Source organism: Paenibacillus sp. FSL R7-0331 (assembly GCF_000758645.1).
In the GTDB taxonomy this organism is placed as follows: Bacteria; Bacillota; Bacilli; order Paenibacillales; family Paenibacillaceae; genus Paenibacillus_AQ; species Paenibacillus_AQ camerounensis.
In genome coordinates this window covers 3632117-3653898 of record NZ_CP009284.1, presented here as the reverse complement: position 1 = coordinate 3653898, position 21782 = coordinate 3632117, and the positions used below count along the sequence as shown (strand labels likewise).

15 protein-coding genes are annotated in these 21782 nt (G+C 49.4%); 6 read left to right on the top strand and 9 right to left on the bottom strand.

Going from position 1 to position 21782, the window contains the following annotated elements; all coding sequences use genetic code 11:
- Positions 1–10: 10 nt before the first annotated feature.
- Entirely contained in the window at positions 11–991 is a 981-nt protein-coding gene (locus R70331_RS15340; protein ID WP_042176934.1) for an aldo/keto reductase, read from the bottom strand.
- 177 nt (positions 992–1168) lie between these two features.
- Between R70331_RS15340 and R70331_RS15335 the strand changes: the two genes are divergently transcribed.
- The 3 genes from R70331_RS15335 to R70331_RS15325 all read left to right on the top strand — a co-directional run bounded on the left by R70331_RS15335 (position 1169) and on the right by R70331_RS15325 (position 4215).
- Positions 1169–2101 carry an AraC family transcriptional regulator gene (locus R70331_RS15335; protein ID WP_042176933.1) on the top strand — a complete coding sequence of 311 codons (933 nt, stop codon included), beginning with the start codon at positions 1169–1171 and terminating at the stop codon, positions 2099–2101.
- A gap of 16 nt (positions 2102–2117) precedes the next feature.
- A complete protein-coding gene (locus R70331_RS15330; RefSeq protein WP_042176932.1) occupies positions 2118–3014 on the top strand; it encodes a LysR family transcriptional regulator in 897 nt (298 codons plus the stop codon).
- A 73-nt stretch (positions 3015–3087) separates the two neighbouring features.
- Positions 3088–4215: an MFS transporter gene (locus R70331_RS15325; RefSeq protein WP_042176930.1), complete on the top strand. Its 1128-nt coding sequence runs from the start codon at positions 3088–3090 to the stop codon at positions 4213–4215.
- Between the two features lie 3 nt (positions 4216–4218).
- Here R70331_RS15325 and R70331_RS15320 read toward each other — a convergent pair whose 3' ends face one another.
- The 3 genes from R70331_RS15320 to R70331_RS15310 all read right to left on the bottom strand — a co-directional run bounded on the left by R70331_RS15320 (position 4219) and on the right by R70331_RS15310 (position 6888).
- The gene (locus R70331_RS15320; protein WP_042176928.1) at positions 4219–4938 is read right to left on the bottom strand and encodes a gamma-glutamyl-gamma-aminobutyrate hydrolase family protein; all 720 of its coding nucleotides are present in this window, start codon (positions 4936–4938) and stop codon (positions 4219–4221) included.
- A gap of 336 nt (positions 4939–5274) precedes the next feature.
- A complete protein-coding gene (locus R70331_RS15315; protein ID WP_042176926.1) occupies positions 5275–5907 on the bottom strand; it encodes a serine/threonine-protein kinase in 633 nt (210 codons plus the stop codon).
- A gap of 69 nt (positions 5908–5976) precedes the next feature.
- Positions 5977–6888 (bottom strand): glycerophosphodiester phosphodiesterase, encoded by a 912-nt coding sequence (locus tag R70331_RS15310; protein WP_052419072.1) that lies wholly within the window; start codon positions 6886–6888, stop codon positions 5977–5979.
- Between the two features lie 243 nt (positions 6889–7131).
- Here R70331_RS15310 and R70331_RS15305 point away from each other — a divergent pair, with 243 nt between their 5' ends.
- Both R70331_RS15305 and R70331_RS15300 read left to right on the top strand, forming a co-directional pair.
- On the top strand, positions 7132–8307 hold the full coding sequence (locus R70331_RS15305; protein ID WP_042176924.1) for a serine hydrolase domain-containing protein: 1176 nt from the start codon (positions 7132–7134) through the stop codon (positions 8305–8307).
- Between the two features lie 998 nt (positions 8308–9305).
- Positions 9306–10481 (top strand): serine hydrolase domain-containing protein, encoded by a 1176-nt coding sequence (locus tag R70331_RS15300; RefSeq protein ID WP_042176922.1) that lies wholly within the window; start codon positions 9306–9308, stop codon positions 10479–10481.
- Between the two features lie 186 nt (positions 10482–10667).
- Here R70331_RS15300 and R70331_RS15295 read toward each other — a convergent pair whose 3' ends face one another.
- On the bottom strand, positions 10668–11300 hold the full coding sequence (locus tag R70331_RS15295; protein WP_042176919.1) for a nitroreductase family protein: 633 nt from the start codon (positions 11298–11300) through the stop codon (positions 10668–10670).
- 42 nt (positions 11301–11342) lie between these two features.
- Positions 11343–11936 carry a TetR/AcrR family transcriptional regulator gene (locus R70331_RS15290; protein ID WP_042176917.1) on the bottom strand — a complete coding sequence of 198 codons (594 nt, stop codon included), beginning with the start codon at positions 11934–11936 and terminating at the stop codon, positions 11343–11345.
- 127 nt (positions 11937–12063) lie between these two features.
- Between R70331_RS15290 and R70331_RS15285 the strand changes: the two genes are divergently transcribed.
- Complete coding sequence (locus R70331_RS15285; RefSeq protein WP_042176915.1) at positions 12064–13245, top strand: MFS transporter; 1182 nt, start codon at positions 12064–12066, stop codon at positions 13243–13245.
- A gap of 281 nt (positions 13246–13526) precedes the next feature.
- Here the strand turns inward: R70331_RS15285 and R70331_RS15280 are convergent, their stop codons facing one another.
- From R70331_RS15280 to R70331_RS15270, 3 genes are read right to left on the bottom strand one after another with little or no spacing between them, the layout of a single operon-like run.
- A complete protein-coding gene (locus R70331_RS15280; protein ID WP_042176913.1) occupies positions 13527–19883 on the bottom strand; it encodes an S-layer homology domain-containing protein in 6357 nt (2118 codons plus the stop codon).
- An 18-nt stretch (positions 19884–19901) separates the two neighbouring features.
- A complete protein-coding gene (locus tag R70331_RS15275; protein WP_042176910.1) occupies positions 19902–20780 on the bottom strand; it encodes a carbohydrate ABC transporter permease in 879 nt (292 codons plus the stop codon).
- A complete protein-coding gene (locus tag R70331_RS15270) occupies positions 20777–21757 on the bottom strand; it encodes a carbohydrate ABC transporter permease (protein WP_052419071.1) in 981 nt (326 codons plus the stop codon). The genes R70331_RS15275 and R70331_RS15270 overlap by 4 nt, the downstream gene beginning before the upstream one ends.
- Between the last annotated feature and the right edge of the window lie 25 nt (positions 21758–21782).

The following is a 21782-nucleotide window of genomic DNA, read 5'->3' as shown; positions in this document are numbered from 1 at the left end:
TATTTCCTCCTTATTGGGCTCCGACTACGCGGTGCGGTACATATAATTCTTCGAGAAAAGCAACCTCTTCTGCAGTTAGTTCTACGGACAGCGCTCCGACAGCATCTTCTAGCTGGGCCAGCTTGGTTGCCCCGATAATCGGAGCAGCTACCGTTTCCTTCTGCAGCAGCCAGGCAAGGGCAATATGAATACGCGGTACACCTCGTTGTTCGGCAAGTGCAGCTACCCGCTCGATAATCAGACGGTCAGCCTCAGCAGACGCATCGTATTTGGATTTCTGGATGTGATCCGTTTCTGAGCGCAGCGTGGTTTCGGACCAGTCGCGGATCAGTCTTCCGGATGCCAGCGGACTGTATGGGGTTGATGCTATTTGCTGGTCCTTGAGGAGCGGAAGCATTTCTCTTTCCTCTTCCCGGTAGATCAGATTCAGGTGATTCTGCATGGACACAAAGCGGGTCCAGCCATTCTTCTCTGCGGTATGCTGCGCCTTCTGGAACTGCCAGGCATACATGGCTGACGCACCGATATAGCGGGCTTTGCCGGACTTCACTATATCATGCAGTGCCCCCATGGTCTCTTCGATCGGCGTATCGTAATCCCAGCGGTGAATGATGTACAGATCGACATAATCGGTCCCGAGCCGTTTCAGGCTTTTGTCTATTTCGCTTAAAATAGCCTTCCGGGACAAGCCACCGCCGTTAGGACCCTTGTGCATACGTCCCCAGACCTTGGTAGCCAGCACGATCTCATCCCGGTCTGCGTAATCCTTGAGTGCCCGGCCGGTGAATTCCTCACTGGTGCCGTTCGCATAGATGTTGGCTGTATCAAAAAAGTTAATCCCCAGCTCCAGCGCCCGCTTGATGATTTCGCGGCTGCGTTCCTCATTCAGCACCCACTGGTGCCATTCCGGCAGCGCCTCCCCAAAGCTCATGCAGCCCAGACAGATCCGTGAGACATCCAGACCGGTATTTCCGAATTTTACATATTCCACTCTGTGTTCCTCCCATTCTATTGTCCTATAGCTCATACTCGTCTTATTTATTATGCCGTATTTTCACTTAAAACCGTTATCCCGATCGTACTGAATGCTTGCCTATTTCTGTCACGGAGCTTACTATAGGAATTCATAAGGTTTAGAATCAGTATTAAGAACGGGAGGGATAGCGTTATGCCAGCCGGCAGCATGAAGCAGCAAATAGAGCTCGCAGAGCTCATTCAGCGCTTTACACCGAGAGACGGGGTGTTTGAGACAGCGGTTCCTGATCTATCTGTTATCCGCTATTCAGAGGTCTCTGAGCCTGCATACAGGGTGTATAAGCCGTCTTTTTGTATGATTGCCCAAGGAGTTAAGGAGGTATTCCTGGCCGGGGAGCGGTTTGAGTACGGATCAGCTGATTATCTGGTTGCTTCAATGAATCTGCCCGTCGTCGGCCAGGTGATCAGAGCAGCAGCGGATAGGCCATATCTCAGCTTCAAACTGGAGTTTAGCTATGAACAGATTCTGGAGGTCATGAACGGGGCAAATGTACGGATTGTGCCGAGCGAGAACGCAAAACGTGCCTTATTTGTCGGCCAGACTGAGCCTTCCCTGATGAACGCCACCCTAAGACTGATGGAATTATTGGACAGGCCGGATGATATCCACTTTCTTGCGCCTTTATTCATAAAAGAAATCCTGTATACCCTGCTAAAAGGTCCCTACGGTGCCGCACTCGGACAAATCGCCATGGAGGGCAGCAATACTTACCGGATCAGAGAGGCGATTGATCAGCTTACCGCCCGTTATGACCAGTCCATACGTGTGGAACAGCTTGCCGAAGCAGCAGGCATGAGCCTGTCCACCTTCCACCGTAACTTTAAGGAGGTGACCGGCATGAGTCCTATCCAGTTTCAGAAGCAGCTCAGGCTGCAGGAAGCTCGCCGGATTCTGCTATCGGAGTCGGCTGAGGCCGCCGAGGTTGCGTTCCGGGTCGGTTACGAGAGTGCTTCCCAGTTCAGCCGTGAATATTCCCGGATGTTCGGCTCGCCGCCGCGCTCCGATGTCAAGCAATTGAAGGAAATGTATGATCCCGCCAGAAGCATTGTTTTTCTGGGCGATTGAGAGGATGTCATCGTAGATGGATGAAAAGGATTGGCGCATACTGGACGTACTGGGCACTGAACGCAATATTACGAGAACCGCGGAGCAGATTTATCTCTCGCAGCCTACGCTGACCCACCGCCTGCAGCAGCTGGAAAAAGAGCTCGGCATCAGCCTGTTCGTCTACCGGGGACGGCGCGGGATTGAGTTCACGGAGCAGGGTGAGACGATGGTAATCTATGCCCGGGAAATGCTGGAGCGCCTGTCCGAAGTCAAAAGCAGGCTGGTCAGCCAGCGCGGTGATCTAAGCGGCACACTCCGGCTTGGCGTCTCCCGGTCTGTGGCGCTTTATCGTCTCCCGGCGGTGCTCCGGCAATTTTCAGAATCCTATCCGCTGATTGAATATGATATTACTACTGCCATCAGCCAGGAATTGCTTGGTTCAGTAGCTACACAGAAGGAGCAGATCGGGATTATCCGTGGCATTCCCCACTGGCTGGAGCATAAGGAGATGCTTGAGCAGGAGCAGGTATGCATTCTGTCATCTGTACCGATAAAGGTGGAGGAGCTTCCGCAGCTACGCCGGATTACCTTTACAACGGACCCTTCCTTAAGCAGGATTATCGATGGCTGGTGGAAGCAGCAGTTCAGCAAGCCCGCCAATGTACTTATGCATGTGGACAATGCAGAAATCGCCAAACGGATGGTACAAAACGGACTGGGCTACGCCATTGTTCCGTCCATCGTCCTGACAGAAGATGACAATCAGTTGTACTGGACAGCATTAACCGGGGCAGACAGCGAAGCCGTTACCTGGTCCACCTGGTTATTATACAGGGAGGAGCTGCTGGACATCCCGGCAGTCTCAGCCTTTGTTCAATTTGTACAGCAGCATTACCGGGCTTCCATACCCTCACTCTATGATAATCCATAGAAAAATACGATTTTTCCGCTTCTGCACCTGCAGCTACAATGAAGGAAAAGCTCAGACAGAAGGGTAGCCGCGTATGTTTATTAATATCATGATTCTAGGTATTGCTTTTCAGCTCATTCTTAACTTGACCAGACCTGCAGTGCCTTTGTTCGCTTCCTCTTTGGGGGCGTCCACGCTCGAGATCGGTGTTTTAACCGCCTGCTATGCTTTTCTCCCCATGTTTTTCTCTATTTCCGCAGGCAAAATGGCCGACCGGTTCGGCGACCGCATCCCGGTTCTGGCCGGGATGACGGGTTTGGGCCTATCCATGGCCCTCCCCTGGTGTTTCCCCTCCCTCTGGGCGCTTTATGCGTCCCAGCTGATTACAGGCTTCTCCAGTATTTTCATAGCTATTTCCCTGCAAAATGTACTTGGGCACGCTGCTCCTGAAGGCAAGCGCAACGAGTATTACGGCTGGTTCAGCACCGCTAATTCGCTTGGTGCCCTGCTCGGTCCGGTGACCGCCGGCTATCTTATCAGTCACCTGTCCTATCCGGCGGTTTTTGCCGCAGCCTTCTTTGTTTTTCTGATTACTTTTGTATTTGCATGGAAGCTCTCCTCCGGCAAGCCTGCTGCCGCCGCCGCAAAAACCGGACTGTCGGACTCCCTGGGCCTGCTTAAGCTCCCCGCCCTTCGCAGGGCGCTGATCGGCAATGCGCTCGCACTGTACTCTAGAGAAATCTTTGCCGCTTATTTTCCGCTATATGCAGTAAGCAAAGGCATTTCTGTAACGGAAATCGGCTGGATTCTCTCCATTCAGGGATTGTCCATGGTGCTGGTCCGCCTGTTCATGCCCTGGCTGCAGCGTAAGCATTCAAATGATGCAATCCTGATAGGTTCTATTGCCGCGTCGGGGACTGCGTTTTTGCTGGTCTCCTTAACTGTTAATCCTGTGTGGCTTGGAGTTTGGAGTGTACTGATGGGACTCGGCCTGGGCTGCGGGCAGCCTATTTCTATGTCGGTTGCTTATCAGTCTTCCCCTGCTTCGAGAACGGGTGAGGTACTGGGGCTGCGTCTATTAATAAACAGAGTCTCACAGTTCACAGCTCCGCTGCTGTTCGGGATGATCGGGGCGTCGCTGGGACTGATCACCGTCTTTTATGCCAGCAGCTTCTTTTTACTGGGCGGAACCCTGCTGATCAAGCCGCCGAAGAAGGAATGAAGGCTAATTTGTAGGAATACAAGCATTTACAAATGCCGAAAAAAGCTTCCTGCTGTTGCTGTCCGCGCCGTAACTGAATTCCGGATGCCACTGAACAGCAAGAATAAATCTTTTGTCCTGAAGAGATACTGCTTCAACCATGCCGTCCTCCGCTGCTGCCGCAGCAGTCAAACCCGCAGGCAGTGCTTTGATCCCCTGGTGATGATAGCTGTTAACGTCTATTTGATCTGTCTGCAAAATGTGATGAAGCAAAGTACCTGTATGGATATGTACAGAATGGGCTGGCTCGGCATAAGGCGGCTTCTGCTTATGGCTAACCGTAATATCTGCATTCATCTGCGATGGAATGTCCTGATACAAGGTTCCGCCGCACAGAACGTTAAACAATTGTAATCCGCGGCAGATTCCGAAGGCAGGCTTGTCCAATTCGACTATTTGGTCAAACAGAAGCTTCTCCATTCTGTCGCGTTCATCACACCATTCCCCGCAGACCGCTTCTGCTTTTTCCCCATATAATACTGGATTGATATCATGTCCGCCGGTAAACAGAAAGCCATCAAATTTGCCGGCCAGAGCAGCTATAATATCTTCATCCGTTGTAAGAGGCAGCATCACAGGGATTCCGCCTTCGTTCTCAATTGCTTTCATGTAAGCCGGGAGCATCCAGTAGCTCTCTTTGCCGGAGTCGTATAAAGGCAGGACGCCTATCATTGGTTTGTTCATTGCTGTACCTCCCTTATTTCTTGTCGTTTATTATAAGCGGAGGCGGAGGATATTACTAGAATATATCTATCATCACATGTTAGGTTAAGGGAAATCTATACTTTTTCCTGATTTATTGGTGTGTGGTGTGCTGTTGTTTGGTTTTGTAATGAAGTTTGGTGGAGAGGATATATTTTTTGATTCCTCTAGTGTGAATTTTTCATATGTTGAAATTTGCATTTAAATAGCTTGATGGGGATTATTCTGACGTTCACTCATGCATGATTGGCCTTTCAGCTTAAAGACAAAAAAGCACGAAGCCCCTTAAGGTTTCATGCTTCCTGCTTGTTATTTCATTCAGCTCTTCTTTTTACGCCATTTGTAGGCTTTGCGGACAAGCTCTAATAGTGCTTGGGGAACCGGAAAGATCCAACGTGAGGCAATAGGCTTGTACAGCCGGTAGTAAGCCTTCTTGAAATCCTCCCACATGCTGCAGTCTTCCTGCTTCAAAAAATCAGACACGTCGACAATCAGGCCGCGGCCATCATTGACCATCACATTTTTGGCGTGGACGTCATGCGGATGAAGACCGCGGGAACGGGCATAATCCAAAGCGATGTCTATATCGCGGATCGCCTGCTCAGTGATCAGTATTCCCTGCTTCATAGAGTCGTAAAAGGTAACGCCGCGCAGCCGGTCCAGGATAAGAAAGGTATTTCCGATATAATAGCACTGCGCATATGCCGGATGCTGTCCCAGAAGCTTGTAAACCTCCGCTTCCTCCTCCAGGCCGGGCCTTCCTGGTGCATAGATTTTTACCGCATAAGCTTCATAATCGGGATGACAAAAAACAGCGGCATAATTGCCGCAGCCCAGCAGCCTCCAGGGATACGGTACATTGCTGACTTTTACAGGCTCCTGCGGATCAATACTCTCAATAGCAGCTTTTAACATTAATTCATCGGTAATCAGTTCCGTCAGCTTCTCCATACCAGCTTCTCCCTGCAGCCCTTCAGGCTTATGTTTCTCTCAATATATCATAGGTCCAGAAGAATCAACCTACCATTGCCCGTTTTCCCTGTTGGTATCAATGACCTCCTTGAACCGGTCCGGGTAATTCGTATAGACTCCATCGACGCCCCACAGATAGGCTTTATCCATGTTGACCTGATAATTAACCGTATATGGCATCACTTTAAGCCCGGCATTCTTCACTTGAGCTACATAAGCCGGTCCGATTCCCTGGAAGTTAGGACTGATCCCAACCGCATACGTCTTCACATTCTCCAGATAAGATGCAGGAGCCCTCGTCGCGCTATAGTCATTCCATACAAGCTGATACAGCGGGATTTCCGGGTTGATCGCATGAAGCTTGCGCAGACTTGCACTGCTGAAGGAATGTACGGAGACAACATCCTCCAAGTTATATTTTTGGACTGCTTCATTTAGCAAGGTCTCAATCTGGCTGTTCGCGGTCGGCTGCTTAATTTCGATCATGTAACGGGTCTTGTCCCCGAATGTCTCAAACACCTCATCCAGCGTGGGGATGGTGATTCCGGCATATTGTTCCCTGGCGAACATCGGATAAGCTTCATTAAACCAGGTTCCTGCATCAAGCTGCCTGATCTGCTCCAGCGTCATATTTTTCACATATCCCCTGCTGCCTGTAGTCCGGTTCACCGTCTCATCATGGATAACAACCGGAATCTGGTCCTTCGTTAGATGGATGTCGAGCTCAATGTAATCGGCCTGCATTTCAATCGCCAGCTCTATAGCCGGGATGGTATTCTCAGGGGCATATCCGGAAGCACCGCGGTGGGCAATCGTTATAACCTTATCCGCCGGATCGATGATCTCCTTGACCTTCACCCGTATCCATGGAAAATAGGCATACAATGCTGAAAACAAAAAGACAAACATTAAAACATGTACACCAATAAAATAAGCCTTATGCCTAAAAATGTTCTTCATTCATCTACCCTCTTTTTTCTGATCCTTAACAGCATAAATAATATATTAACATGCCGGACGGGTTTATCGTTATCTTTTCATTGGCGGCAGCGGTATTTTTTATTATATTCCAGGCGGAACCGTATGCGAATAAAAATATAGGCAGAGTCTCATAGAGACTTGTCACAGCAAAACTACTATACAAGCTTCATAAAAGCGCTTAATATACTCATAGAAAACGATAACAAAGGAGACAGACAACCCATGCTGGATTCAAGCACAACCGGACAGCTCACAAAAATTCTCAGCGCCAGCATTGCAAACAGAGAAATTGCAGGCGCTAACTTTATGGTGATTAAAAACGGTGAGGAGGTCTTTTATCACGAGGACGGGCTGGCTGATCTCGAGACGGGACGCCCGATTGCCCGGGATTCCATTTTCAGACTGTACTCGATGAGCAAGCCGGTAACCGCTGCAGCCGTTATGCTGCTGCTGGAACGCGGAGAAATCGATCTGTTCGATCCTGTAAGCCGTTACATACCCGGATTCCGCAATCAGATGGTTGAAAAAGACGGCGGGCTGGCAGCTCCGGAACGCGAAGTTAACCTCAATGACCTGCTCAACATGACATCGGGACTTGTGTACGGCGGACCCGGACTGGCCGGGCAACATACAGAAACGCTGATTCAGGAGCTGGGCAGCCGGCTGCACGGAGAGAATCCGATGACCACATTGGAATTCGCTGACAGGCTGGGCCAGGGTCCTCTCGCCTTCGAACCGGGATCGTCCTGGCAATACGGAACCTCGGGCGATGTACTCGGGGCAGTTGTAGAAGCCGTAAGCGGTAAGCGGTACGGGGAATTTCTACAGACAGAGATATTCGGGCCGCTGGGTATGAAGGATACCGGGTTCTGGCTGACTGAAGAGCAGAGAAGCCGGCTCGCCAAAACTTATCAGGATGACAGTGAAAGTGGACTGAAGCTGTATTCGGACAGCCATCTGGGTATTAACCATCAGTTTGACCGTGTACCGGCCTTCGAGTCCGGCGGTGCGGGACTTGCATCGACCATCGATGATGCGGCCAAGTTTACGACAATGCTGATTAACAACGGCAGGCTGAACGGCGTTCAGCTGCTCAAGCCAAGAACCGTGGAGTACATGACCTCGGCTGGTTTAACACCTCCGCAGCAGAAGGGCTTCGCCCTGTGGCAATCCCTGTGCGGACACAGCTACGGCAACCAGATGCGCATTATGACCGAGCCCGGCCAGGCCGGACATATCGGCAGTAAAGGCGAATACGGCTGGGATGGCTGGCTTGGCGCCTACTTCACGAATAGTCCGCAGGACGCGCTTACTGTACTGTTTATGGTCCAGAAAAAAGATGCCGGCACCCTCCCCGTCACCCGCAAGCTGCGTAACATTGTGTTTAGTGGTTTGTAAGGATTGTGATATATGAAAACGGCAGTCAAAGACTTTTTTGAAAGTCTTGACTGCCGTTTTTTTATTAAATCGATAATAGCGAGACTCCAGTGAATGTCTGGACTTCCTGCCGCAAGGCGGACGCTGTCGCTACTACAGTTCCAAACCTCTCCTCCGCCCCTCTTCCCTTATAAGATATTTCAAGTTCAATCTGTATAGAACGTCATTAAGAGACTAACAAACCGTCTCCTGTTCCTGCCTTAGGTAAAGCATTGAGCAGCGGATGGATCTCCCTTGCCAAAGCGCTAACCTTAGTCAGTCGGTTCGGAGCCAAATGAGTTTAAGTGTAGTTTGTGCAATTAAAACAGGGGAATTCAGTCATTTTAAGGAGATAACTGTATTCTATACATCTATTTTTCGCGAAAAAGCCGGTTTGGGGCGTTTTTGGCAAATATAAATGTATAGAGTGCAGTTAAAACCTGCTGCGAAGCTAATTAGCCTAGTTTAGTTGCAGAAAGTACAGTTAGTTCAACTCGGCTCATTCATGATTTTGTGCCATTACCTAAGAAACAGGGCAAGTGCATCACCGAGAAGAAGGAGAGGCGGACGCTGCCGCCTTTATTTGGTTTTACAGGATCTTCTCTCTGCTTCCCCCAGCAGAAAAATAGCTTTGATGTTGGATAACAGCCCGATTCATTACGCTACCGGATTACAGCTGTTTCACAAGGAGTATGTGCATTTGCAGCTTGTTTTTCTATCGCCTTACAATTCAAATCGGAACCCTGCTGATAAAGGACTTTAGCTGTGGAAATGATAGAGTGTCTCCATGTGAGGTTAAAAAGGCAATTGCGGTTTATATGTATAGATTTTTTTTCATACATGTGTGACAATGAATTCTGCGTCGTAAAAAAGTTATTATTTCCCTTATATGTCTACAAACATATGTACCATCACTATACAAGTTTCTTTATAGTGCTTAATTTACTCATAGAAATCTACTAAAAAGGAGACAGACCACTATGCTCGATTCTGGCACAACCGCACAGCTGACCAAAACGCTCAGCACCAGTATTGTAAGCAACGAGATTGCCGGTGCTAACTTTATGGTTATTAAAAACGGTGAAGAAATATTTTATCATGAGGACGGCCTGGCAGATATGGAGACTGGACGCCCTATTGCCCGGAATACCATCTTCAGGCTGTACTCGATGAGCAAGCCGGTAACCGCTGCAGCCGTTATGCTGCTGCTGGAACGCGGAGAAATCGATCTGTTCGATCCTGTAAGCCGTTACATACCCGGATTCCGCAATCAGATGGTTGAAAAAGACGGCGGGCTGGCAGCTCCGGAACGCGAAGTTAACCTCAATGACCTGCTCAACATGACATCGGGACTTGTGTACGGCGGACCCGGACTGGCCGGGCAACATACAGAAACGCTGATTCAGGAGCTGGGCAGCCGGCTGCACGGAGAGAATCCGATGACCACATTGGAATTCGCTGACAGGCTGGGCCAGGGTCCTCTCGCCTTCGAACCGGGATCGTCCTGGCAATACGGAACCTCGGGCGATGTACTCGGGGCAGTTGTAGAAGCCGTAAGCGGTAAGCGGTACGGGGAATTTCTACAGACAGAGATATTCGGGCCGCTGGGTATGAAGGATACCGGGTTCTGGCTGACTGAAGAGCAGAGAAGCCGGCTCGCCAAAACTTATCAGGATGACAGTGAAAGTGGACTGAAGCTGTATTCGGACAGCCATCTGGGTATTAACCATCAGTTTGACCGTGTACCGGCCTTCGAGTCCGGCGGTGCGGGACTTGCATCGACCATCGATGATGCGGCCAAGTTTACGACAATGCTGATTAACAACGGCAGGCTGAACGGCGTTCAGCTGCTCAAGCCAAGAACCGTGGAGTACATGACCTCGGCTGGTTTAACACCTCTGCAGCAGAAGGGCTTCGCCCTGTGGCAATCCCTGTGCGGACACAGCTACGGCAACCAGATGCGCATTATGACCGAGCCCGGCCAGGCCGGACATATCGGCAGTAAAGGCGAATACGGCTGGGATGGCTGGCTTGGCGCCTACTTCACGAATAGTCCGCAGGACGCGCTTACTGTACTGTTTATGGTCCAGAAAAAAGATGCCGGCACCCTCCCCGTCACCCGCAAGCTGCGGAATATTGTGTTTAGTGGTTTGTAAATTTAGAGATTTATTAGAAGAAGCAACGGCAGCCAAAGACTTGATCCATAAGGTCTTTGACTGCCGTTGCTTTTGTTAAGGCGGTGATTCCGGTACATAGAGGTATAGCTGATTAGTTCTAAAAAAGATGGCCATTAGCCATAAAACCAAAGCTAATGCGGCATCTTTTTCATAATTGTAATTCCGTTATTTCCATTCTGTAATTTGGCTTATCGGAAGACGAACAGGCGGGCGCGCCTCTGTAGCTGCCTTGCCGAGTGAAATAATCAGTATTGGAAAATATCGCTCCGGATCTAATCCCAATACCGCTGCGATCTTCTCTTTGTTGAAGCCTGACATTGGATTTGTTGCATAACCGTGAGCGTGAGCCGTAAGCATAAACTGCATAGAGACAAGTCCGCCATCCAGCAACACAGACTCTTTTTTCTTATCCATCGAAAATTGATTATACATGGGTACAACCATAGCAAGCATCTTATCTTTAATGTCCTGCGTTATATAGCCAAGATCAGCGGTTTCCTTGTAAATTTCTTCTGCGCTGTCAACAAAATTCAGATCACCAAAGACGGCGATAACTGCTGACGAAGTATTAATTTGTGAAAAGTTGAAAGGCGCAATTTCGAGCAGGTCTTCCTTACCTTGGTCACTTTCAATAACAATAAATCGCCAAGGCTGTAAATTGAATGCTGACGGTGCCAAAGCAGCATCTTCAAGCATTTCAATGATTTCTTCCCGGCTAATTTTAAAATTTGGATCGTATTTCTTTATCGTACGACGGCCATGTAAAACCTCACCAAAATTCTTTGTTAATGAATTCATTCACGTATTCCTTCTTCCCATAGTCTGTTTAAGCTATGCAAATCATTGCTTATTAGCAGCAAGTAGCTGATCAATGATCCCGTTCAAAGCATTTTTTCTCTCCAGATATTCTTGTTCACTCCAGGTAAACACACCACGATCAAGCCAAAATGCAACCCCTACCAATAGAAACTCCGCCTTGAGCTCGGGTTGTTGAACAAGAAACTCTCCGTCTTCCGCCCCCTGCTGAACAATTTTTTTGATATAGGGTATCAATGCATTAATTTCGATTACAATCCATCTTTGATGCAATGTACTGTTACTTTCCTTATGGAGATATTCAAATACATCTTCATCCTGTTCGTTAGGGGTTGCATCCATAAAAATACGAATGAGTTTTTCTCTCGCGCTGAGCTCGCAATTATCAACTAAATGATTTATAGCTTCCAAACGTGTTGCTAATGTTCGTTCACAAGCCGCATTAAGTACATCTTCTTTGGATTGAAAATAATTGTAGAACGTTCCCTGTGAAACCCCAACTTTTCTTACAATCTCACTGACAGATGTATCTTCGTAGCCCTTCGAGTTGAATAGTTCCATAGCCACAGTCAGTATTTCATTTTTTCGTTCCTGGGGATTCTTGCTTACTCGTACCATTGTCAGATCTCCTTTGTCACTCCTTTATATTAGTATAAATGTACAACTTGACTAACTGTCAGTCAATGTTATAAGCTCAATATACATTATTGACTGACTGTCAGTCAACTTCAAACGGAGGGATTTTATGCACAAACGACGATTGCTCTTAATCTTGGGGACTTCTGCCGCTGTTGTATCACTTGCTCAAAGCCTGTACATTCCTTTACTGCCTGATCTGCAACAAGATCTAAATACCTCATTACATTTAGTTAATTTAACGGTTACTTTATTCACGGTGGCCATGGCAACCATGCAAATTATACTTGGCCCCATCGTTGATCGTAATGGCCGTAAGAAAATTTTAATTCCTGGCATTATTGTTTATGTAGCAGCTACTATAGGATGCATGTTTTCAGGTTCAATAGAAATGCTATTAATTTTTAGAGTAATCCAAGGAATAGGTGCCTCATCTGTTCCTTTAGTAGCAGCCACAATGATCGGAGATGTTTTTGAGGGTAAAGAACGTGCCGAAAGCATGGCTACATATCAGATGATTCTTGGAATTTCACCAGCTATTGGTCCTCTCATCGGTGGTGTTATTGGTAGTGTATCAGGTTACACAGGTGCTTTTGGTTTTGCAGCCGTTAGTGCTCTACTAATTTTAATAGCAACCATATTTATGTTACCTGAGACAAAACCAGTCAAAACAACACCAGCGGGAAAAAGGCTAGGTTTAAAAGCTTTCAGGAAAATTCTAGAGAACAAAACCGGCGTTGTAGTTCTTATAAGCGGTTTTATCATGTATGATGTCTTTTACACATTCATTGTATTTCTACCTACAATATTACAAAATAAATATGCTTTAGGTGCTGCAAACATTGGTTTTTTCTCCCTTGCCCTCATGATATTCAATCTAGTTGGAAGTAAAACGAGTGGAAAATTACAAACCCGGCTTGGATCAGTTCGAACACTTTTCTGGGCCGGTATAATAACCATTGTGAGTCTTGTGATTTTTATTTTTGCTGCTGATTACTCTCTAATTGGTTTGCTTATCTCGCTGATGCTTACTGGCTTCGTTACGGGACTTGCAACACCTGTGATGCCAACCCTCTTGTCCTCAGAGTTTGTTGAAGAGCGTGCTACCGCAATGGGTGTCTATAACTTTGTTCGTTACCTTGGCATGGCTGCGGCTCCACTAATTGGCAGTTTTTTGTACCCTTTAGGCAATATCCAACTTTTAATCGGGATAACAGCTGCTATGATTATAATAGTTGTAATCGCAGCAAACCGTTTACTACAAATAAAAAAATTTGAGTTGTCAAATTAGGCTCACTAATCAGGGATCATAGATACCATATATTTCGAACAAATTTAAATATAATTCTCCACAAGTATTTTCAAAGCTGATGTTCTAATTTAAACATGACTACACGCTTCCAGAGCAGACGTGGTTTACAATTGCTTAGTCGTAATTTGATTTGAAAATAAACTTGTCCGTTAGCTTATATTGCATAGCAGATTTATGGTTATTTATTTGCATATTCGCCAAAAAAGCAGCCTGTTGAGCGTCTCTCAACAGGCTGCTTAGCATTTTTAGGCTTTCTATGCTTATTCAGATAGACCCAACAGCCGGTAAATCACAGCTGCTGCCTGCGCGCGCGTAGCCTTCCCTTGCGGATCAAAGCGGCCGTCCGGCAAGCCGTTGATCAGGCCTGCACTGCGTACTGCTTCCACAGCCTGCAGAGCATCCGGCTGAAGCTGCTTCGTGTCAGTAAACGAAGCTTGCAGATCAGCAGCCCCAGCAGTTAACGGAACCTTCAACAAATTCGCGAGACGGTAGATCATTACAGCCATTTCCTGGCGGGTGATCTGGTCGTTGGCCCCGAAGCTGCCGTCTCCTTTGCCGTTCACGATTCCCAGCTTCTGTGCGCTGGCTACAGATTCATTGTACCAGGCATCTTGGCTAACATCCTTGAATGTAGCGACTGCTGTCTCATCCAGAAGATCAAACGCATTCATCAGAATCTTGATAAACTCCCCGCGTGTCACATTGGCACCAGGCTCAAAGGTCCCTTCTGCCGTTCCGGTTATAGCCCCTCTCGCTGCAAGAGCTTCAATGCCCTCCACAGCCCAGCCGGTATTCACCAAATCTGTAAAGGCAATATTTGAGCTGTGGACAGTATACGTTCCATTCTGCTTCATGCTGAATTCCAGCACTCCCGAAGCCGCATTGTATTTGCCGCCGGCGATAGATCTGGTTGTTCCATCTTCCTGCAAGCTGAAGGCTACTACCTGATGTGCCTTATCCCCCGCTTTTAACGAATATGGCAGTGCCAAGCGGATACCTTGGGCCTGCATCACTTCTGGCGGAACAGCCTTACCGTCAATACTCAGCGTGACCGTGTTAAGTACCCCGGCTCCAGTTGTAGTAGACCCGGCGCTGTCTCCGGCTTGAACCAGCAGTGTCAGACTGCTGCCTGCGGATGTTTTCCAGAAGCTCTGCGGAAGGATTACGACAGCTGAACCGGTGTCCACCTTCACTCTAGTAACCGCAGCAGCTTCTGCCAGTGCCTTAACAGGTAGCTCTACAGACACTTGCTTAGCAGCAGCCCCACCTAAATTCAATAACACAGTCAGCGTACCATCTGTAAGCTCCTTCACGGCAGCTTCGATCTCGCCCGCGGTCACCTTAACAGCAGCCTTACCATCCGCCGCTGCGGAAGGCTGCAGCCGGATAGTGCCCTTATCCACCGGAGGTGCCGCACTCGGCGACGGTTTAGGACTGGCGGTGTTAGTGCCCGTACCACCTGGGACAGCAACCGGTGGTGTAGCCGTTGGCGATGGCGTCGGAGATGGTGTAGGTATTGGAGTTGGAGTCGGTGTAGCTGTTGGCTTAGGCAGCAGTTGTAGTCCGGCAACAGCTGACTTCAGCCTACCCAGAGCCTCATCAATCTCCGACTGGACTGCAGTCCCGCTCTCAAGCAGCATTGCAGCATGGCTGACAGCTGCTGCAAGCGGCTTCCAGCTTGCTTCTGTGTACAGCTCCTGCTTTAATGCTTTGGCCGCAACCAGCTGCTCTTCGAGCTGAACCGTGTTGACCGGAGCCTGAACAGCTGTCAGCGCCAGCGTATAAATCGACGTTGTGACCAGATCTGTACCTGTTACTTTTACCTTATAGCCTGTTTTCAGTTCAGTTGCCAAGGTGTTCAGATCACTTTCATAGACCGCAAAGGTAACTCCAGCCCGTACGGTTAATCCTTCTTTCAGCTGATCAAGGGTCGTCGTTTCAGGCACAACAATTTCTTTGGTCACCTGATCCAGTGACCCTCCTGGAACCGTGATGCCGGTTATAGCTGCGCCATAATCTGCCACTGGCGTCAGCGCTTCATATGCATTTTTGAGTGCATTGTATGCTGAATCAATATCCCCTTCGGTTGAAGCATCATTACCGTAAACGGCTTGGGCTGCTGTAAGAGCAGCTGCCAATGCCTCCCACTGCGCTACAGTCCCGTCGTAATGCTCTTCATTGACCGCCGGATCAGCAGCTGTATCAATTGCTGTCTTCAGCCGTGTCTTGTCGTATTTAACATAAATCCGGCAGCTTGCCCGCACATCACTGCCCTCAAGCTTCCCAAAGATTACAAAATCCGTCGCAATCGTCAGCTTGTTCTCCGGGATTTCATCCCAGTCCACATCCGCCTGCCCATTGGTATTGTCTGCATAGGTTACCGCCACTTTGCCGGGCAGAACCGGCATAACATTGACGGTGGTGCTGACGAAGACCGGTTCAACCGCCGTGATGGCTCCGTGATCGGCCGGCAGCGGCTCCTCTCCGCCTGCTTTGGCGGAAATTGCCCGCCACTCCTTAAGCCCTGTGAACGAACCGCCCTGCTTATCCATGGTCAACCGCAGCCTGTCGGTTGTGATTTCATTAAACGTCACTTCGTTGAATGCATTTTTAGCCATTTTCTTCTCGCTCAGACCGCTGACCGGTAAGAACGCGCTGGTAGTGCTGTCCCAATATTCGAAGCGGTAGTCAGACGGAACCATTACACCGCCTCCGTCATCGAAGAAATACAGCGAGCTGCCGGACAGGGTTACCGGACGCTGCCAGGTGTACTGTACCCAATGGCTGTTACCCGGCCCGCCCCAGTTCCCGTACTGGGTTTCAACAGCCTTATCATTCAGGTTATTTGAGTTACGCGGAACATAACCGTCATTAATGGCATAGACCGACTCCCATGCGGAAGTATAGGATGCGCTTGGCACAGCCAGCAGCGCAGCATTTCTATAACGCAGACCGTTAATAGCTGTCCGCAGTTGGCCTGTCATGTCCTGGATTTCCTGCAGGCTGTACTCTGCAGAAGCAAGCAGCGCTTTCGCATCAGTCAGCACCGTTTGCAGCTGTTGCCAGGATTCAGGCGTATAGTCATCCTGATTACGCACAAGCGGGCCGAGCGGTGAATTTTTGGCTGCAAACTGGGCAATCATGGCCGACAGGTCTGCCGTTGCCACGAATACGGTAACCGGCACTTCGACTGTCGTCGCTAGTTCTCCGTCACTCACAGTCAGCTCATACTTGTACTCACCCGTTGCCTTGAATTTTGCCTTCAAGACGGCCTGATCCAGCACCGGCGCTTCAACAACACCATCACCGGAAATCAGCTTCCACTCATAGGTGAGCTTGCCGCTTGGCAGTCCATCATCCTGTATGACAGGTACAAGGGTCAGCGGAGCATCCTGCTCTACCTTGACCGGTGTCTCCAGAATGACCTTCGGGGCACGGTTGGCCGCAGGTGTAACATTTAAATTGTTGTTGTAGATCTGAATTTCTTTAATTCCGGTCGAGTAACCGGAAGCATGAGTAAAGCTCACCCGGAGGGCAGCAGTCTCCACCGCTTTAAACTCTACATTGTTGTAGTTGTCGGCAACATAATCCGGATACCGGAACTGGCCCTCTACAGGTCTCCAGGTCGTTCCATCCTTATCCAAGTACTCCACCCCAAAAGTTTGCGGAGCACTATAACCATTAGGACGGCGGTCATTGTAGAAGTAGACCTTTACATTATCTACCGTCTTGCTGCTTCCCAGATCAAAGGTTACGATGTCTGAGGGATTAGGCGAGCTGCCGAACAGCGCCGTATTGGAGGTATGTGTAATGGAGGCAATGGTCGAGCCGTCGGCAAGCTTTTTCACATCAGAACCGCTTCTGATATAGCTTGCTTCAATCTTCGTGTCTGCTGCAAGCGCGAGGTTATCGCCGTTATGGACAACGTCTACACCTGCTTTGTTGAACATGTCTGCCGCTTTAGCATTAGCGGCGAGGGTTGTCTCATCAGCTGATGCCAGCGTGACTGCACTGCCTTTTTCAAACAGAACCTGTGTATTCGTGTTATCCCCGACTGCACCCGGAACATCTCCTGCCGGTTTGGTTACTTTGCCGGTAGCTGTATCAAAGAGGAGATGCGACATTTCATTGGTGGTCATCACACGCTCACCGTTAATGAACAGGGAGTAACCAACGGGAATACCATCGTAGTACGGGCTGCTGTCGCTGTATTTGGCCGGGTCCTGCCAGACAATCGTCAGGTCAGCATCATGGTAGCGCACATTGTCTACAGCGAAGTGGTCATAATCCACATTGACCGGCCACAGCTCAATAATACCGTCGGTTCTCGGCTGCAGTCCGGCCATATCCTCCAGCACGGTGTAGTTCATCATGCCCAGCGTATCGTGGTGAATCCAGGCACGCACCATTTTACCGCTCGGGTTCGGGGGATTGTCCTTAGTCCACGGTGTACCGAAGAAATAATCCTCCAGCCAGAAAAACTCATTGGAATCCAGATGGTCCGTATTGCCCGGCTCGACGGTATGCAGCCAAGCGCCCCAGTCAAACAATGTTTTATAAGTGCTGCTGTCAATATTATTGACCGGATAATAGCGCAGGGACGCGCGGATTGTATTAATATAATTGCCGAAGTTACACCAGGCGAACTGGTCTGTGCCGAAGGCGCTGGTTTCACCGTTTTTGAACGCTTCTACACGCTTCATAATGCTGTTCTGGTCGGCCGTGAAGAACGGGAAGATCGGATAATAATCAGGATCGGCATAATCATAGAGCTGGGTCAGGTATTTGGGATCATAGCCGCTCTCGCCTGCTTTTGGGACAACGCCGAAGTTGAAGACGAACATGTTGTTGTCACGCCACGGGTTGAATATATCGTTGCTGCCTTCCATTTTTTTGTGTAAAAAGCTGCCCTCCCCGTTCGTATCGGCAACGCCGTCACCGTCAAAGTCGCTCTCGTCATACCACATGCCCGTCAGCACGGCCTGCCGGATTTTACCGGCAATCTCCTTCATCTGTGCAGCCTTCGCTGTATCTCCGAGCTGTTCGTACATCTGCTGCGCAGCCACTGCGTTGGCATATGCTGTTGCCGAGCCGTCCAGACGGGCATAATTGCCGCTGCCTTTCCAGTGCATGGAGACGGTATCGCCGTCATTGCCGGTAATCGGGCCGTGATTGTAATAGACAAGATTCGGATCATTGCCTTTAAAATGGGCCAGTGTACCCGTCACATCATTAGCGGAGAAGTCAGCAAATTTCTTCAGCACTTTATCGCCTCCGCCGTAGATTTTGTAAGCTTCCCAGCCGACCTGCGACGAGTTCTGCATCATATCCCAGGTCCAGATGTTAGGCCGACCGGGATTATTCTTATAGTTGGCATTCTCGGAATATTCGCCCTGCGCCAGCCAGGTACCGTAGGCATAGGACGGATCACGCAGCCACTTCAGATCCTGCATCGCCCAAGGGACGCTGACTGTGATGCCGTTGTTATAGCCGAGCACGCCCTCCATGTTCATCGGAAACTGCCAGTCATTTCCTGGAATGTTAGCCTCGAGCAGATTAAAGCGGTTACACCACCAGCGGTAGTAAAGCACCTTTTTCACATTTTCATCCGGAATGTCGATATAGGGGATATTCTGGGCCCACCACTCATTGTACTGTGTGACCTGATCGGCAAAAGCCTGCTCGTTACCGGCTTCCTTGAAAGCGGCATACTGTGTTTTGGAGGCGGGAATCTCTTCGGCCAGCCAGCCCATTACCACCTTCTCATCCACCGAGCCGCCGGCCGGAACGGTAATTTCTTTAACCAGCTCGCTGCCGGCAGCACTCATACCATCCCCGCTGAGATGCACATCGACATAAGACATGGCTTCCACATACTGCTCACCGGCTCGTCCAACCATTAAAGGGGCAGCAACCCGGTTGCCGATTAGTTCATTGCCTTCCGCTTTGCTGACAAAAGGGGATTTCACCGTCATTGTAACCGTAACCGGCTGGCTGCCCTTATTGGTCAGCTTCAGAAGGGTTACAGCGCTGTTGTACGCGGATATGAATTTGCGCTGATTGATCTCCAGCCCGCCGCTGCTGTAGGTCTGATCACCGTGGCTGGGATAATTTTTGCGCTTGCTTTTGTCCTCGGATAGCCCGCCTGTGGAGAGTGAAATGCTGTACATGGTATCTTTGTTCAGCGTATCCGCATAATGCACTGTACCGACGAATCCCAGCTTCGAATTATCCTGGGTCTTCATATATAGCGCACTGCCGCGGCTGTAAAGCGTGTTCGCTCCCCCGTCGTCACCGCCATCGTCCGGAATAACACCTGTATTAACCAGTAAGGAATCAATCCACGGCAGATCCTTGTTGTCCTGAGCGAACTTGGCAAAATCAAAGTCCTCAATCGCCTGCATCATCTGCCCGATCGTCTCTTGGCTGAAATCCACCGGCTGTGCGGTGATCTGGTTGCCTTGCTTCCACTGAGCTTCACCGTAATCCGTTCCTACCCCTTCATGCACAAAATCCGTTGTATAATTCGCCGATGCCGGGACAATTCCCGCGTTCAGAGTAACGGCTGTACATAAAGCTGCTACCCACATTTTGCGTGACCATTTCTTCTTTGCCATAATTGCTTAGTCTCCTCTCTAACCTTTAATTCCTGTCAACGTAATGCCCTCAACAAAATATTTGTTGCCGATCAGGAAAAACACCAGGCAGGGAGCGGTAACGACCAGTGCAAGGGCCATGACCTGCTCGTAGTTCGGAATCCGCATACCGTTAACGATGTAAAGCCCCATCGGCAGCGTATAATCGGCCTCCGTCTTCAGATAAATCATCGTGTAGAAAAACTCGTTCCAGCAATTGATAAAGCTGAACAGTGCGACCACGATCATCGCCGGACGGATCAGCGGCAGCATAATTCTGGAGTAGATGCGGAAATGGCCGGCACCGTCGATTTTGGCTGCTTCACTTAATTCTACAGGGATTGTCATGAAGAATTGCCGCAGCAGAAAGACGAAGTAGGCATTACCGCCGGCACAGAAAAAGGCAGGGATAATCAGGGCGGGCTTACCGGCCAGTCCAAGCGAGGTGTAGAGCGAGAATTGCGGCAGCAGCGTAACCGCGCTTGGCAGCATCATGCTGCTGATGACCAGCACGAACCACATTCCGCGCAGCGGAAATCTCAGCTTGGCAAAGGCATAGCCGGCGAAGCTGGTTGTCAGCACAGTACCGATGACATAAGGGACAACAATGGATACCGAGTTCCACAGCTGACGCAGGAATTGAATCCGCTCCAGCCCCAGCCGGAAGTTATCGATTCCGGGCTCTTTGGGGAAGAAAACAGGCGGACGGGCCAGAATCTCTGTATGGCTGACAAAAGCGCCGCGCAGCAGCCAATAGAGCGGAAATGCAAAGACTATGCCAAGCAGGCAGGAGAGCGCTATTAAAGCCAGGTGGATGGCTTTGCTCTTGCTTTTTGCCCGCTTAATGCTGGAATATTTCAAGGCATTAGCCGTTGTCATGGTCTCACCTTCCTCCTTTTGCCCATGGAATCGTCCCGCTTCAATGCACCCTGGAAGTAGAACAGTACAATTGTAATAACGAGTGTAATCAGGAAGACGATCCAGGCTTCGGCTGAAGCCAGCCCGCGCATGCCGACCTGCACAAAGGAATGGTCATAGATCATGACGTTAATGAAATAGGTCATCCGGTCAGGGGCTCCGTTTCTGGACAGCACAACACTCTGGGTATAGATCTGAATGGAGGTCATCATGCACATGATCAGCTGGAAGAACAGCACCGGCTTGATCGTCGGATAAGTAACCTTCAGAAATTTGTGCCAGGCATTGCCCCCGTCCATTTCAATGGCCTCCAGCAGCTCGCCGGGAACATCCTGCAGTGTTGCGATGAAGACCACGATGGTCCCGCCGCACGTCCACAGGCTCATAATGAACAAGGTACTAAAAATCTGGACCGGGTCTGTCAGAAACTCAATGGGCGCTATCCCCAGCTGCAGCAGAATCCAGTTGACAAGTCCGCCTTTGGCCTGATTTTGCAGCAGCATCTGCCAGACAATGGTTGTCGCCAGCATCGGCACTACGGAAGGCAGGAAGAATACCGCACGCAGTGTATTCCTGCCAATGAACCTGCGGTTCAGCAGCAGTGCAACGATCAGGCAAAATACAATAACGAGCACCACATTCACAAAAGCATAAACGAGGGTTACCGTTATAGATTTTTTAAACTCGGAGCTGGGGTTGCTGAAGATATAGATGTAGTTATCCAGCCCGATCCATTCCATGATCTGACTACCGCTCATAATCGTTATTTTATGAAAACTGTAAATGAAGCTGGCCAGCATCGGGTACAAGGTCAATACGAGGAATCCGATGATGGCAGGCGCAGCGAACAAATAACCGGCAACGGCTTCCTTGGCGGCACCCTTGGCCTGTTTGGGGACAGGGACGGGCGTCGCACTGGTTTTGCTTTCTGGGTTCATCTGTACAGCCCTCTTTTCAAATAAA